This is a genomic window from Isoptericola sp. NPDC019693 (genome assembly GCF_044389085.1).
In the GTDB taxonomy this organism is placed as follows: Bacteria; Actinomycetota; Actinomycetes; order Actinomycetales; family Cellulomonadaceae; genus Isoptericola.
In genome coordinates, this window is record NZ_JBIRXP010000003.1 from 39,529 (window position 1) to 53,139 (window position 13,611).

Genomic DNA, 13,611 nt, shown 5'->3' on the forward strand with positions numbered 1-13,611 from the left:
TCACGCGGCGAACCCGTTCGTCACCAGCAGGGCGTCCAGGCGGCGGGCCGCCAGGGCCGGGTCGAGCAGCATGCCGCAGCCGTCGGCGAGGCGGGCCAGCTCCACCAGGTGCGCCAGCGAGCGTCCCGACTGGAGCCCGCCCACGAGCTGGAACCCGCTCTGGAAGCCGTTCAGCCAGGACAGGAATGCCACGCCCGTCTTGTAGTAGTAGGTCGGCGCCGCGAAGATGTGCCGGCCCAGCTTCTCGGTCGAGGCGAGGATCGCGTGACCGCGCGCGCCCTCTCCGGCGTCGAACGCCTGGAGGGCCGTGGACGCCGCCGGGTAGATCGCCGCGAAGATGCCGAGCAGGGCGTCGGAGTGCCCCTGCTCGTCGCCCGCGATCAGCTCGGGGTAGTTGAAGTCGTCGCCGGTGTACAGGCGCACGGGCGAGCCGTCGAGCGCGGCCAGCGACCGACGCAGGCCGATCTCGTGCTGCGCGTCGAGGAGCGAGACCTTGACGCCGTCGACCTTGTCCTGGTGGGCCTTGATGAGGTCGAGGAACGTCGCCGTCGCGGACGCGACGTCGTCGGACCCCCAGTAGCCCGCCAGGGCCGGGTCGAACATCGTGCCCAGCCAGTGCAGGACGACGGGCCGGTCGGCCTCGGCCAGCACGGCGTCGTAGACGCGGGCGTAGTCCTCGGGGGAGCGGGCCACCTTCGCCAGCGCGCGCGAGGCCATGACGATGACCTGCGCGCCGGCGTCCTGCACGACGTGCACCTGCTCGCGGTAGGCGTCGACCACCGCGGCGAGGCCCGCGTCGCCGGGCTCGACGGACGCCGGGTCGAGCTGGTCGGTGCCCGCGCCGCACGCGATGCGCGCGCCGACGGACGCGGCCTCCGCCGACGACCGGCGCACGAGCTCCTGCGTCGCGGCCCAGTCCAGGCCCATGCCGCGCTGGGCGGTGTCCATGGCGTCGGCGACGCCGAGCCCGAAGCGCCAGATCTCGTGCCGGTAGGCGAGCGTCGCGTCCCAGTCGACGACGGCGGGCGCGCCCGGCACGTTCTCGGCGCCGACCTGCGGCACCACGTGCGCCGCGGCGAACGCGACGCGCGACGTGATCGGCGCGGCCGGGGCGTGCCACGGGCCCGGCGCGTTGAGCTCGCGCACCTCGGTGCCGGTGGCGCGGCCCGCGGCGTCGAACCGGGGCAGGCGGACGGTGACGCCGCTGGGCGTCAGCTCGGGGGCGAGCGCGGGGTTGAGGGTCGGCGTGCTCGTCGGGGCGGTCACAGCGTGATCTCCGGGACGTCGAGGCGGCGGCCCTCGGCCGACGACTGCAGGCCCAGCTCGGCGAGCTGCACGCCGCGCGCGGCGGACAGCAGGTCGAAGCGGTGCGGGCGACCGGCGACGACGTCGCGCAGGAACTCCTCCCACTGCAGCTTGAAGCCGTTGTCGAGGTCGGCGTTCGCGGGCACCTCGAGCCACTGGTCGCGGAAGGGCTCGGTGACGGGCAGGTCCGGGTTCCACACGGGCTTGGGGGTGTGGGCGCGCTGCTGCGCGACGCACTTGCGCAGGCCGGCGACGGCGGAGCCGTGCGTGCCGTCGATCTGGAACTCGACGAGCTCGTCGCGGTACACGCGCACGGCCCAGGAGGAGTTGATCTGCGCCACGACCGGGTCGCCGCCCGGCGTCTCGATCTCGAAGATGCCGTACGCGGCGTCGTCGGCGGTGGCGGCGTACTCCTTGCCCTGCTCGTCCCAGCGGGTGGGGATGTGGGTGGTGGTCTGCGCGTTGACGGTCTTGACCGCGCCGAGGATGCCCTCGAGGACGTAGTTCCAGTGGCAGAACATGTCCGTGGTCATGCCGCCGCCGTCCTCCTTGCGGTAGTTCCACGACGGGCGCTGGGCGGCCTGGTGCTCGCCCTCGAAGACCCAGTAGCCGAACTCGCCGCGCAGCGACAGGATGCGGCCGAAGAAGCCCTCGTCGACGAGGCGGCGGAGCTTCACCAGGCCGGGCAGGTAGAGCTTGTCGTGCACGACGCCGGCGGTGACGCCGGTCTCCTCGCGCAGGCGGGCGAGCTCGACGGCCTCGGCCAGCGTCTCGGCGGTCGGCTTCTCGGTGTAGACGTGCTTGCCGGCCTGCATGGCCTTGGTCAGCGTCTTGGCGCGCAGCGACGTCATCGAGGCGTCGAACACGATGTCCGTGGCGGGGTCGGCGATGATCCCGTCGAGGTCGGTCGTGTACTCGGTGACGCCGTGCTTCGCGGCCAGCTCGGCGAGCTTGGACTCGTTGCGGCCCACCAGCACGGGCTCCACCTGCACGCGCGTGCCGTCGGGCAGCACGACGCCGCCCTGGTCGCGGATCGGCAGGATCGAGCGCACGAGGTGCTGGCGGTAGCCCATGCGGCCCGTGACGCCGTTCATCGCGATGCGCAGCGTGCGCGTGGGGGTGGTGGTCACTCGGAGACTCCTTCGTCGGTGCGTCTCGGCGGTCGCTGCGACGCGTGGGCGGAATGCGCTTTCCATCAAGTTAGGCCGTCCTGGCGCCACGCGTCAAGCAGGAGCTCCGGGCCGAGGGGTCGCGGGCCCGGCGCGGGGGCAGGTTTGACACCTCCGGTGCATTCCCTGTTTCCTATAGGAAACATGATTCGCCGATCGACGGAGATCTCCTTGCGCACTGCGGACACCTGGCCCATCGCCGCCAACATGCTGTCCTTCGGCCCGACCGCGGCCGACGGCACCCCGAACGTCGACGCCCCGGCGGAGTCCTGGCGCGGCCAGCTCCAGCAGGTCGCCGACCTGGGGTTCACCGACGTCGACCCCACGGACGCGTGGCTGTCGATCGGGGAGATGACGGACGCGCGGTTCGCCGAGCTGCTCGTCGTCCTCAAGGAGGTCGGCCTCACGGTCCCGTCCGTGTCGACCACGCGTCGCAGCGTCGTCGACGCCGCCCGCGGGGAGGACTACCTGCGGTTCGGCCACACGATCATCGACCGCGCGCCGGCGCTCGGTGCCGAGGTCGTGAACTTCGGCTTCATGCAGGCGCTCACGCCGGCGCAGGAGAAGGCGCTGTGGTTCTGGCTGGCGGAGGGGCACCACGACGACCTCGCCGACGTCGAGAACCGCGACCTCGCGGTGCGCCGCATCCGCGAGCTCGCCGACCACGCGGCCCAGGTGGGGGTGCAGGTCAGCCTCGAGATGTACGAGGACACCTACATCGGCACGCCGGACCTCGCCGTGCGGTTCCTCGAGGACGTCGACCGCGACAACGTGGGCCTCAACCCCGACCTCGGCAACCTCGTGCGGCTGCACCGGGAGATCGAGGACATCCCGACGATGTTCGAGAAGGTCCTGCCGCACACGAACTTCTGGCACATCAAGAACTACACGCGCGACGTGGACCTGGCGACGGGCGCGTACGCCACCCACCCCACCCCGCTGGTGCAGGGCGTCGTCAACTACCGCGTGATGATCCGGCGAGCGCTCGAGCTCGGCTTCGAGGGCGTGTTCGTCTGCGAGCACTACGGGTCGGACAGCCTCGGCGTCGCGGCGATCAACCGCGAGTACATCCGCGGCGTGCTGCGCTCCGCGGGGCGCTGAGCCCCGACCACTCCGGCGCCGCGCGCCGCCCACCCGTCACCGCACGAGCAAAGGTGCTGCCCCCATGACGTACGTCCACAACCGTCCCGAGGACTTCGCCCGCGAGGCCCTCAGCGGCCTCGTCAAGGCCCACCCCGGCGTGCTGCGTCGCGTGCCCGGCGGCGTCGCCCGCGCCGAGGGCACCCGTCCCGGCAAGGTCGCCGTCGTCGTCGGCGGCGGCTCCGGCCACTACCCGGCGTTCGCCGGGCTCGTCGGCGAGGGCGTGGCCGACGCCGCCGTGTGCGGCGAGGTGTTCGCCTCCCCGTCCACGCGCCAGGTGATCGACGTGTGCCGGGCCGCCGACGCCGGGGCCGGCGTCTGGCTGTCCTTCGGCAACTACGCGGGCGACGTCCTCAACTTCGGCGCCGCGGCGAGCCGGCTCCGGGCGCAGGGCGTCGACGTGGCCGTCCGCCTGGTGACCGACGACGTCGCCTCCGCCCCCGCCGACCGTGCCGAGGAGCGCCGTGGGGTCGCGGGCGACCTCGTGGTCTTCAAGGTCGCGGGTGCCGCCGCGGAGTCCGGCGCGGACCTCGCCGAGGTCGACCGGCTCGCGGGGCAGGCCAACGAGCGCACCCGTTCCTTCGGCGTCGCCTTCGACGGCTGCACGCTGCCGGGCGCCGACGCGCCGCTGTTCAGCCTGCCGGAGGGGACGGCGGGCTGGGGCCTCGGGATCCACGGCGAGCCGGGCATCGGGGAGGAGCCGGTGCCGCCGGCCGCGGACCTGGCCGCCGAGCTCGTCGAGCGGGTGCTGGCCGACCGGCCCGCGGACGCCGACGGCCGCGCCGCCGTGCTGCTCAACGGCCTCGGCACGGTCAAGTACGAGGAGCTCTTCGTCCTGTGGGACCGGGTGCACGACCTGCTCACGGAGCGGGGCGTGACGCTGGTCGCGCCGCTCGTGGGGGAGTACGTCACCAGCCTCGACATGGCCGGCTGCTCCCTCACGGTGACCTGGCTGGACGACGAGCTCGAGCCGTTGTGGCTCGCCCCCGCCGTCACCCCCGCGTTCCGGCACGGCGGCTGGCGCGCCGCGCCGGCGCAGGCGGCGCCCGAGGCGGTCGCCGAGCCCGAGCCGCCGCTCGTCGCGGCGACCACGGCGCAGGGCACGGAGGCCGCGCGCCTCGTCGTGCGGGCGCTGCACCGCGCGCAGGAGGTCCTGCACGCCGCGGAGGACGAGCTCGGCGCGCTCGACGCCATCGCCGGCGACGGCGACCACGGCCGCGGCATGTGCCGTGGCGTCGACGCCGCGGTCGAGGCCGCCGACGAGGCCCTCGCCGCCGGGGCCGACGCCCCGTCCGTGCTGCGCCGGGCCGCGGACCGCTGGGCCGACCGTGCGGGCGGCACGTCCGGCGCCCTGTGGGGCGTGGGGCTGCTGGCGCTGGCCGACCGGCTGCCCGCCGACGCGGCCCTCGACGGCACGCACGTCGTCGACGGCGTGCGCGCCGCGCGGGACGAGGTGTGCGCCGTCGGTGGCGCCCGCGCCGGGGACAAGACGCTCGTCGACGCCCTCGACCCCGCCGTGGAGGCGCTCGTCGAGGTGCACGCGGACGGCGGACCGGCGGACGACGCCTGGCGTGCCGCCGTGCGGGCCGCGCGGGGCGGCGCGGACCGCACCAAGGACATCACGGCACGTCGCGGTCGCTCGCGCGTGCTGGGGGACAAGAGCCTCGGGGTCGCCGACCCGGGGGCGACGTCGCTCGCGCTCCTCCTCGCCGAGGTGGGGGCCGCGCTCGGCGTCAGCACGGACGACGCGGAGGTGGCGGCACGATGACGACGACCCAGGGAACGGCCCACGAGACGGCTTCCGGCGGCACGCCGCAGACGCTGCGGGTCGTGATCGGCTCGGACGACGCCGGGTTCGACTACAAGGAGCTGCTCAAGGCCGACCTCGAGGCCGACGACCGCGTGGTCGCCGTGACCGACGTCGGCGTCGGGGGCGACGAGCACACGCCCTACCCGTACGTGGGGGCGGCGGCCGCGCGGCTGGTCGCCGAGGGGAAGGCCGACCGCGCGCTGCTCGTGTGCGGCACGGGGCTCGGCGTCGCGATCGCCGCCAACAAGGTGCCGGGCGTCCGCGCCGTCACCGCGCACGACTCGTTCTCGGTCGAGCGCGCAGTGCTGTCCAACGACGCCCAGGTGCTGTGCTTCGGCCAGCGCGTCGTGGGCATCGAGCTCGCGCGCCGCCTGCTGCGCGAGTGGCTGGGCTACCGGTTCGACCCCACCTCCGCCTCCGCCCCCAAGGTCGCGGCGATCGGCGAGGTCGAGGCCGGGGCCGGCACCGGGACGGTCGCCGAGCCCGCCGGGTCCTGCGGATGACGCGCCGCCCCCTCGTCGCGGTCTCGCTGAAGGCCTACCTCGGGGCCGCGGACACCGAGCGCTGGCTCGCCGCGGTCCGCGACGCCGCCCCCGAGGCCGACGTCGATCTCGCCGTGCTCCCCGCCTTCCCCCTGCTGCCGGCGGCCGCGCGGCTGCTCGCGGGGACCGGCGTCGCCTGGGGCGCGCAGGACGTGGCACCGGCCGCGCACGGCGCCCAGACCGGCGAGGTCACGGCGGCCCTCCTCGCCGAGCTCGGCTGCGAGCTCGCCGTCGTGGGGCACGCCGAGCGCCGCTCGACGTTCCACGAGGACGACGACGTCGTGCGCGCCAAGGTCGCGCGCCTCGCCGAGGCGGGGGTCGCCCCGCTGCTGTGCGTGGGCGAGCGCGAGCAGGTCCCCGCCCGGGAGGCGGCGGACGTCGCGACGGCGCAGCTGGAGAGCGCGCTGCGGGGCTCGACGCCGCGCGAGGTCGTCGTGGGCTACGAGCCCGTCTGGGCGATCGGCGCCCCGCGGCCGGCGCCTGCCGAGCACGTCGTGACCGTCGCGCACGCGCTGCGCGAGCGGCTCGACGCGCTGGGTGTCGAGGGCCGCGTGCTCTACGGCGGGGCTGCCGGGCCCGGCACGCTCACCGCGCTCGCGGGCGCCGTCGACGGAGTGTTCCTGGGGCGGTTCGCCCACGACGTCGCGGCCCTGCGGGACGTGCTCGACGAGGCCGCGTCCGCGCGACCTGCGGATTCGGCCGCTCGGCCGTGACCGCCACAGACTGGACCACGAGAGAGGAAGCAACGATGGTCACCAGCATCAGCAGCGTCGCCGTGATCGGTGCCGGCTACATGGGAGGCGGCATCGCGCAGTCGCTCGCGCTCGCGGGCCTGCCCGTCACGATCGCCGACGTCTCGGCCGAGGCGACCGAGACCGCGTTCGCGCGCCTGATCGCCGAGGCGCAGGAGTTCGAGGACGCGGGCCTGTACGACGGGGGCGCGACCGAGACCATCCGCGCCAACCTGCGCACCGCGCCCTCCATCGAGGAGGCCGTCGCCGACGTCGACTTCGTGGAGGAGGTCGTCTTCGAGTCCGTCGAGGTCAAGCACGACGTGCTCGCCCGCATCTCGGCCGCGGCCCGCGAGGACGCGATCATCGGCTCGAACACGTCGACGATCCCCGCGCGCGTGCTCGCCACCGCGGTGAAGAACCCCGAGCGCTTCCTCACCGTGCACTTCTCCAACCCGGCCCCGTTCATCCCGGGCGTCGAGCTCGTGCTGGGGGAGCGCACCGACGAGGCCGTCGTGCCCGTGGTCAAGGAGCTGCTGGCGAAGGCCGACCGGGAGGCCGCGATCGTCGCCGACGTGCCCGGCTTCGTCCTCAACCGGCTGCAGTACGTGCTGCTCAAGGAGGCGATGTCGATCGCCGAGGAGGGCATCGCGTCCCCCGAGGACATCGACACCGTCGTCCGCACCACCTTCGGGTTCCGCCTGGGCTTCTTCGGCCCGTTCGCCATCGCCGACCAGGCCGGCCTCGACGTGTACGCCGGCGGCTTCCGGACGTTCGAGGAGGCCTTCGGCGAGCGGCTCAGCACGCCCGCGCTCATCCAGGACGCCGTCGCCGGCGACCGTCGCGGCGTGAAGAACGGCAAGGGCCTGCTCAAGGACTACACGCCCGAGCAGGTCAAGGCGCTGGTCGCCCACCGGAACAAGGCGTACAGCGAGATGGGGCGTCTCGTCCGCTCGCTCGGGCCCTCGCCCGCCTGACCCCTTCCCCCCGCGGCGCGACCCCCGGCGGGTCGCGCCGCGCCCCCGTGCACGGCTCGTCGTCGAGCCGTGCCCCCGCACGAGACACAGGAGTCCTCGAACGTGACACAGGTCAACGAGTCCGCCCTCGTCAAGAAGGTCACGCTGCGGCTGCTGCCGCTGCTGGTGGCCCTCTACACGGTGGCCTACATCGACCGCTCCGCCGTCGGGTTCGCGCAGCTCAGCATGGGCGCCGACGTCGGCATCGGCGACGCGGCGTTCGGCCTCGGCGCCGGGCTGTTCTTCATCGCGTACTTCCTGTTCGAGGTGCCGAGCAACGTCCTCATGCAGAAGTACGGGCCGCGGATGTGGTTCGTGCGCATCCTCGTGACCTGGGGCGCCATCACCATGGCGATGGCGTTCACGCAGGGGCCGATCAGCTTCTACGTGCTGCGCTTCCTCCTCGGCGTCGCTGAGGCGGGGTTCTACCCCGGCGTGATCTTCTACCTCACCACGTGGTACCCGCACCGGCACCGGACGAAGGCGACGGGCACGTTCGTGATCTCGGCGCCGCTCGCCTTCATCATCATGTCGCCGCTGGCAGGGTGGCTGCTCGGCGTCTCGGGCCTCGGCATGGCCGGCTGGCAGTGGCTGTTCCTCGTCGTGGGCGCGGCCGCCGTGCTCATGGCGATCCCGACGTGGAAGCTCCTGCCCGAGGGCCCGCACCGCGTGAAGTGGCTGTCGAAGGACGAGTCCGACTGGATCGCCCGCGAGCTCGACAAGGACAAGGCCGAGCGCAAGCAGGAGGACGGGAAGAACCCGCTGCGCACGCTGATCGACAAGCGGGTGCTGGTCTTCGCCCTGCTGTTCTTCCCCTCGACCGTGGGCGTGTACGGGCTGTCGTTCTGGCTGCCGCAGGTGGTGAACCAGTTCTCCACGTCCACCCTGCAGACCGGGCTCCTCACCGACGTCCCGTACCTGTTCGCGCTCGTGGGCGTGCTGGTGACGTCGCGCTGGGCCGCCCGGCACTTCCGGGACAACTGGGTGCCGCTCGCCTGCCTGTTCGTCGGGTCCGCGATCGGCATGGGGGCGAGCGCCGCCGTCGACTCGCCGGTGCTGCAGCTCGCCGCCCTGTCCCTCGCGGCGTTCTGCGTCTACTCCATCGCGGGCGTCTTCTGGTCCCTGCCGAGCGGGGTGCTCGCCGGGGCCACGGCCGCGGTGGCGATCGCGGCGATCAACTCGTTCGGCAACCTCGGCGGCTTCATCGGGCCGTACGTGGTGGGCATCTTCACCCAGGCGACCGGGACCACCGAGGCGGGGATGTACTTCCTCATGGGGGTGCTGCTGCTCGGCGCCGTCGGCACGTTCGTCGCGCGGCGGGCCGTCGTGCGGATGCAGCGGGCGGACGACGCGCCGGAGCAGGATGCCGGGTCGAGCCCCGAGGAGCGTGACGCCGCCCGGGTCTGACTCCGGGTCTGGCACCGGGTCGGGGAGCCGGCGCTCCCGCAGGGCTACGCGCTCTGCGGGGGTGCCGGCTCCTCGCGTTCCGACAGGGACCGCGTCCGCACCCCCTCGATGTGCCGGCGCATGAGCTCCTGGGCCCGCTCCGGCACCCCCGACCGCAGGGCCTCGAGGATCGCCCGGTGCTCCTCGACCGCCACCGCCTTGTCGGTGACGCCCTTGCCGGAGAACTGGCGGAACCGTTGCGCCAGCCCGCCGAGGGCGGCGAAGGCGGCCTGCAGGTAGGAGTTGTCCGCGGCCTCGGCCACCAGGGCGTGGAACCGCTCGTCGGCCTCCCAGTAGTCGCGGAAGTCCTGGTAGGTGGGCCCGTTGGGCGAGCTCTCCAGCTCGTCGACGGCGTCCTCGAGGCTCGCCAGGAACGCCGCGTCCCCGCGCTCGCACGCGAAGTACGCGTTCGCCGGCTCGACGGCGAGCCGGGCGTCCATGAGGTCGGTCAGCTCCTTGGTGGTCGGCGCCGGCTTCACGAAGTAGCCGCGCAGGGCCACCCGTCGCACCATGCCGGTCGCCTCGAGGCGCGCGAGCGCCTCGCGCACGGGGGTGGGCGAGACGTCGAGGTCGCGGGCGATGCCGTCGATGTTGAGGCTGCTGCCCGCCGTCAGGGTGCCGTCCATGAGCCACGAGAGCAGCTCGTCGAACACGTGGTCGGCGAGCGCCCGCCGCGGGACGGGACGCGCCGTCGAGTTGCTGGTCCTGGGCACGTGCCGATTCTATCGGTGCACGCGCCGCCGGCCCCGCGGCGCGGCGGGTGCGCCGACCGTCCCGGCGAGGTGCCGCCCGTCCACGGAATCCGCTTTCCGGGCGCCGATAGGCTGTGCACCGGCGAGCACGTCCGGAGTGCCCGCGTCGGGCGGGCTACCGGCCGCCCCGGAGATGGAGGTGTGCTCGTGGCCCGAGCAAGGCTGCAGGACGTCGCTGACCGCGCGGGGGTCTCCCTCGCCACGGCGTCGCGGGTGCTCAACGGCTCGGCGCGGCAGCCCGGGGCCGAGCTGGTCGCCCGGGTCAAGGCCGCGGCCGCGGACCTGGGCTACGTCGTGAACGCGCAGGCCCAGGCCCTGGCGCGCGCCCGGTCGGGGCTGCTCGGGCTGGTCGTGCAGGACATCTCCGACCCCTACTTCTCCTCCATCGCCGCCGGCGCGCAGGCCGCGGCCCGGGCCAGCGGGCGGCTCGTGCTGCTCGCGTCGACCGGCCGCGACCCGGTCGCCGAGCGGGAGGCCGTCGCCGCGTTCGCCGCGCAGCGGGTGGACGCCGTCGTCGTGGCCGGCACCCGGTGGACCCCCGACGACGACGCCGCCCTCGCCGCCGAGCTGGACGCCTTCGTCGCCGCGGGGGGCCGGTCCGTCATCGTCGGCCAGCCCGTGGGCGACGGCTCGGTGGTGCGCCCGCCCAACGCCACCGGGGCCCGCGCCCTGGCGGAGGCGCTGCTGGCGCAGGGGCAGCGGAGGTTCGTCGTGCTCGGCGGGCCGACGCGCGTCGTCACCTCCCGCGAGCGCACCGACGCGTTCACCGCCGCCGCCCGTGCCGGCGGCGGCGAGGTCGCCGAGGTGCTGGTCACCGAGTTCTCCCGCGACGGCGGGTACGCGGCCGGCGAGGACGTCGCCGAGCTGGTGCGCGAGCGCGCCGCCGAGAAGCCGCTGACGGTCTTCGCCGTCACCGACGTCATGGCGATCGGGCTCATCGCCCGGCTGCGCGAGCTCGGCGTCGAGGTGCCGCGCGACGTGCGCGTCGCCGGGTTCGACGACGTCCCCACGCTGCGCGACCACGCGCCCGCCCTGTCCACCGTCCGCATCCCGCTGGAGGAGATGGGCAGCCTCGCCGTGCAGGCCGCCGTCGGCGACACCGCGCCCGGCGCCGTGACCGAGGTCGACTTCGAGGTGCAGCTGCGCGACTCGACGCGCTGACCTGCGCCGCCGCCCGTCCTCGGCGGGTCGCGCGGACCTCACGCGCGGGCGAGCGTCAGCCCCAGCCCGCGGTGCGCCCGCTCGATCGTGGCCGCGTACGAGGACAGCATGCGGACGTGGCTGAACCGCGGCCGCGCCGCGACCAGGGCCGCCGTGAGCGCGTCCCGGCGCGCGGCCGCCTCGCGCCACGCCGCGGCGATCTCCGCCGGGTCGAAGCTCGTGACGAGGCCGATGCCGTCCACGATCCGCGCGCTGTCGCCCACCGGCGTGGTCACCGGCACCGCGCCGCACATGGCGCCCTCGATGAGGCACAGCGGGGCGGCCTCGCCGAACGCCGAGGTCAGCGCGACGACGTCCGATGCCGCGAGCACCTGCTCCATGTCGTGGCGCACGCCGAGCAGGTGGACGCGTCCCAGCAGGTCGGGCCGGTCGCCGAACGCCTCGCGCAGGTCGGCGGCCAGGTCCGGGTTGGCGGCACTCATGCCGGAGCCGCACATCACGACGTGCGCGTCGGCGTCCTGCCCGAGGAGCTCGCGTGCCGCCGCCAGGAACAGGCGCGGGTTCTTCATCGCGTCGTAGCGGGCCGCGTACGTCACGGCCGTCCCGTCGGCGGGCAGCCGGTGCGCCCCACGGACCGCCAGGCGCCGTGCGGGGCGGGCCGGGCGGAACCGGGTGAGGTCGACGCCGTTGGGGATCACCCGCAGCAGGTGCGCGGGCACCCCGGCGGCCTCGTAGGCGTCCCGGGTGGACTCGGCGCAGCAGACCACGGCGGCGAGGCGGCCGTCGTCCGCGGCCCTGAGCAGGTGCCCCAGCCCCGACCCCTGGTGCTCCGGGTCGGAGCGGTGCAGGCAGGCGACCACCGGCCGGTCCGGCAGCGCGTCCGCGCGGGCGAGGAGCCGCAGCGGCTGCTCCTTGAGCGAGAGCACCACGTCGGTGCGCCGCAGCTCGCGGGCCAGCGTCTCGGTCTCGGCGTCGGTGAGGACCTCCGGGTCGTGGGGCACCTCCGAGGACCGGCCGAGCGACGTCACGCGGACCCCCGCGGCCGTCAGCTGCCGGTACCGGCGGTCGTCGACCATCCGCTGCAGGGCGGCGTCGCGCCGCACCTCGTCGTGGATGCTCAGCGCCGCGTGCCGCTGGCGGCCCTGGGCGTGCAGGCCCGCCACGACCGACGAGTGCAGCACGCGGGCGCCGCCGCTGAAGAAGCCCTCGTAGAGGGACAGCACGCGGACCGTTCCGTGCTCGACGTACCGGTCGATCGTGCGATCGACGTGCAGCTCGGCCATGGGGACCACCTCCTGCCCCCAGCGTGAGCGGCGATGGTGTGGGGCCGATGACCGGCGTGTGACATTCTCATGACGCGTCGTGGGCCGGCGATGGGCAGGTTTTGGGCATCCGGCGTCAGTCCAGGCAGAACTCGTTGCCCTCGACGTCCTGCATCGTGATGCAGGACTCCTCCTCGCCGTCGGCGTACTGGGTGTACAGGTGCACGGCGCCCAGCGGCTCGAGCCGCGCCTGCTCGGCCCGCAGCGCGGCCAGGCGCTCGTCGCCCACCAGCCCCGTGCCCACGCGGACGTCGAGGTGCACCCGGTTCTTCACGACCTTGCCCTCGGGCACCTGCTGGAAGTACAGCCGCGGGCCCTCGCCAGTGGGGTCCTGCGCGACGCAGTCCACCCCGTCGGGCATGACGTACCCGAGCACCTCGCACCAGAACCGGGCGACCCGCTCCGGGTCCGCGCAGTCGAACGTCACCTGGACCTTGCGCACCGTGGCCATGCGCCCACCGTAGGTGCTGGCGCGGGGGCGCCGAAGGGAAAAACGGTCAGGGCGCGAGGAGCGCGCGGATGTCCCGCTCCGCCTGGGCGGGCGTGGCGGGCCGGCAGCCGAGGTCCGTCCACCGGCGCACCAGGGCGGGCTCGGCGCGCAGCAGCCCCCAGCCCCGGCGCACCAGCGTGGGCAACGGCTTGCGCGACTCGGCGACGTCGCGCAGGAACCGGAACCAGAAGTTCACGACGCGCGGCTGGCTGAGGCAGATCGCGTCGGCGAGGAACCCTTCGCCCCGGCACGCCGACACGAGCTCCGCGGCGAAGATCCCCTCGGCGACCACGACGGGCGCGTCGCCCGCCTCGAGCACCGCGCCGCCCGTGCGGCGCGACGTGGGGATGTCGTACACCGGGACCTCCGCGCGGCCGGTGCGGACCACGGTGCGCAGGGCGTCCAGGGCGGCGGCGGAGTCCCAGGAGCGGGGGTCGTCCCAGTCGACGATGCCGTACCGCATCGGCATCCCCGGGAAGTCGACGTCGTGGTAGAAGTCGTCGAGGTTCATCACCGGCAGGCCCAGCCGCCGCGTGAGCGCCGTCTTGCCCGACCCCGACGGCCCCGTGAGGAGCACGATCCGCCGCGCGGGGCGGCGGGCACCGGGCGGCACCTCGAAGAGGGCGTCGGACTCGTTCGCCGGGTCGTCGGTCGGCGGCGCGCTGTCGGTCACGGGCACCCATTCTCGGCGGGCGCGGTCGCACTTGTCGAAACCTGGGCCCGACCG

13 protein-coding genes are annotated in these 13,611 nt (G+C 74.5%); 7 read left to right on the plus strand and 6 right to left on the minus strand.

The annotated features are described in order from the left end of the window. Both ACH436_RS09275 and ACH436_RS09280 read right to left on the minus strand, forming a co-directional pair. On the minus strand, positions 1–1,188 hold the full coding sequence (locus ACH436_RS09275) for a dihydrodipicolinate synthase family protein (RefSeq protein WP_430560519.1): 1,188 nt from the start codon (positions 1,186–1,188) through the stop codon (positions 1–3). A 74-nt stretch (positions 1,189–1,262) separates the two neighbouring features. Beyond that, the gene (locus ACH436_RS09280; protein ID WP_430560520.1) at positions 1,263–2,399 is read right to left on the minus strand and encodes a Gfo/Idh/MocA family protein; all 1,137 of its coding nucleotides are present in this window, start codon (positions 2,397–2,399) and stop codon (positions 1,263–1,265) included. Between the two features lie 246 nt (positions 2,400–2,645). Between ACH436_RS09280 and ACH436_RS09285 the strand changes: the two genes are divergently transcribed. From ACH436_RS09285 to ACH436_RS09310, 6 genes are all read left to right on the plus strand, one after another. Beyond that, positions 2,646–3,575, plus strand: coding sequence for a sugar phosphate isomerase/epimerase family protein (locus ACH436_RS09285; protein ID WP_430559915.1), 930 nt, complete (start codon positions 2,646–2,648; stop codon positions 3,573–3,575). A gap of 64 nt (positions 3,576–3,639) precedes the next feature. After that, positions 3,640–5,382: a dihydroxyacetone kinase family protein gene (locus tag ACH436_RS09290; RefSeq protein ID WP_430559916.1), complete on the plus strand. Its 1,743-nt coding sequence runs from the start codon at positions 3,640–3,642 to the stop codon at positions 5,380–5,382. Then, on the plus strand, positions 5,379–5,927 hold the full coding sequence (locus ACH436_RS09295; RefSeq protein WP_430559917.1) for a ribose-5-phosphate isomerase: 549 nt from the start codon (positions 5,379–5,381) through the stop codon (positions 5,925–5,927). The genes ACH436_RS09290 and ACH436_RS09295 overlap by 4 nt, the downstream gene beginning before the upstream one ends. Continuing rightward, positions 5,924–6,679 carry a triose-phosphate isomerase family protein gene (locus ACH436_RS09300; RefSeq protein WP_430559918.1) on the plus strand — a complete coding sequence of 252 codons (756 nt, stop codon included), beginning with the start codon at positions 5,924–5,926 and terminating at the stop codon, positions 6,677–6,679. Before ACH436_RS09295 ends, ACH436_RS09300 begins: the two co-directional genes overlap by 4 nt. A 35-nt stretch (positions 6,680–6,714) precedes the next feature. Beyond that, positions 6,715–7,674, plus strand: coding sequence for a 3-hydroxyacyl-CoA dehydrogenase family protein (locus ACH436_RS09305; protein WP_430559919.1), 960 nt, complete (start codon positions 6,715–6,717; stop codon positions 7,672–7,674). Between the two features lie 102 nt (positions 7,675–7,776). Beyond that, positions 7,777–9,120 carry an MFS transporter gene (locus ACH436_RS09310; RefSeq protein WP_430559920.1) on the plus strand — a complete coding sequence of 448 codons (1,344 nt, stop codon included), beginning with the start codon at positions 7,777–7,779 and terminating at the stop codon, positions 9,118–9,120. Positions 9,121–9,164: 44 nt separating this feature from the next. On the opposite strand, the gene ACH436_RS09315 is transcribed toward ACH436_RS09310, so the two are convergent. Then, positions 9,165–9,872 (minus strand): GntR family transcriptional regulator, encoded by a 708-nt coding sequence (locus ACH436_RS09315; RefSeq protein ID WP_430559921.1) that lies wholly within the window; start codon positions 9,870–9,872, stop codon positions 9,165–9,167. Positions 9,873–10,058: 186 nt separating this feature from the next. On the opposite strand from ACH436_RS09315, the gene ACH436_RS09320 reads away from it, so the two are divergent. After that, the gene (locus ACH436_RS09320) at positions 10,059–11,072 is read left to right on the plus strand and encodes a LacI family DNA-binding transcriptional regulator (RefSeq protein WP_430559922.1); all 1,014 of its coding nucleotides are present in this window, start codon (positions 10,059–10,061) and stop codon (positions 11,070–11,072) included. A 38-nt stretch (positions 11,073–11,110) separates the two neighbouring features. On the opposite strand, the gene ACH436_RS09325 is transcribed toward ACH436_RS09320, so the two are convergent. The 3 genes from ACH436_RS09325 to ACH436_RS09335 form a co-directional block, all read right to left on the minus strand. Then, the gene (locus ACH436_RS09325; protein ID WP_430559923.1) at positions 11,111–12,355 is read right to left on the minus strand and encodes a glycosyltransferase; all 1,245 of its coding nucleotides are present in this window, start codon (positions 12,353–12,355) and stop codon (positions 11,111–11,113) included. 115 nt (positions 12,356–12,470) lie between these two features. Further along, positions 12,471–12,845, minus strand: a complete 375-nt coding sequence (locus tag ACH436_RS09330) for a VOC family protein (RefSeq protein ID WP_430559924.1) — start codon at positions 12,843–12,845, stop codon at positions 12,471–12,473. A 46-nt stretch (positions 12,846–12,891) separates the two neighbouring features. Next, positions 12,892–13,557 (minus strand): uridine kinase, encoded by a 666-nt coding sequence (locus tag ACH436_RS09335; RefSeq protein WP_430559925.1) that lies wholly within the window; start codon positions 13,555–13,557, stop codon positions 12,892–12,894. Positions 13,558–13,611: the final 54 nt, after the last annotated feature.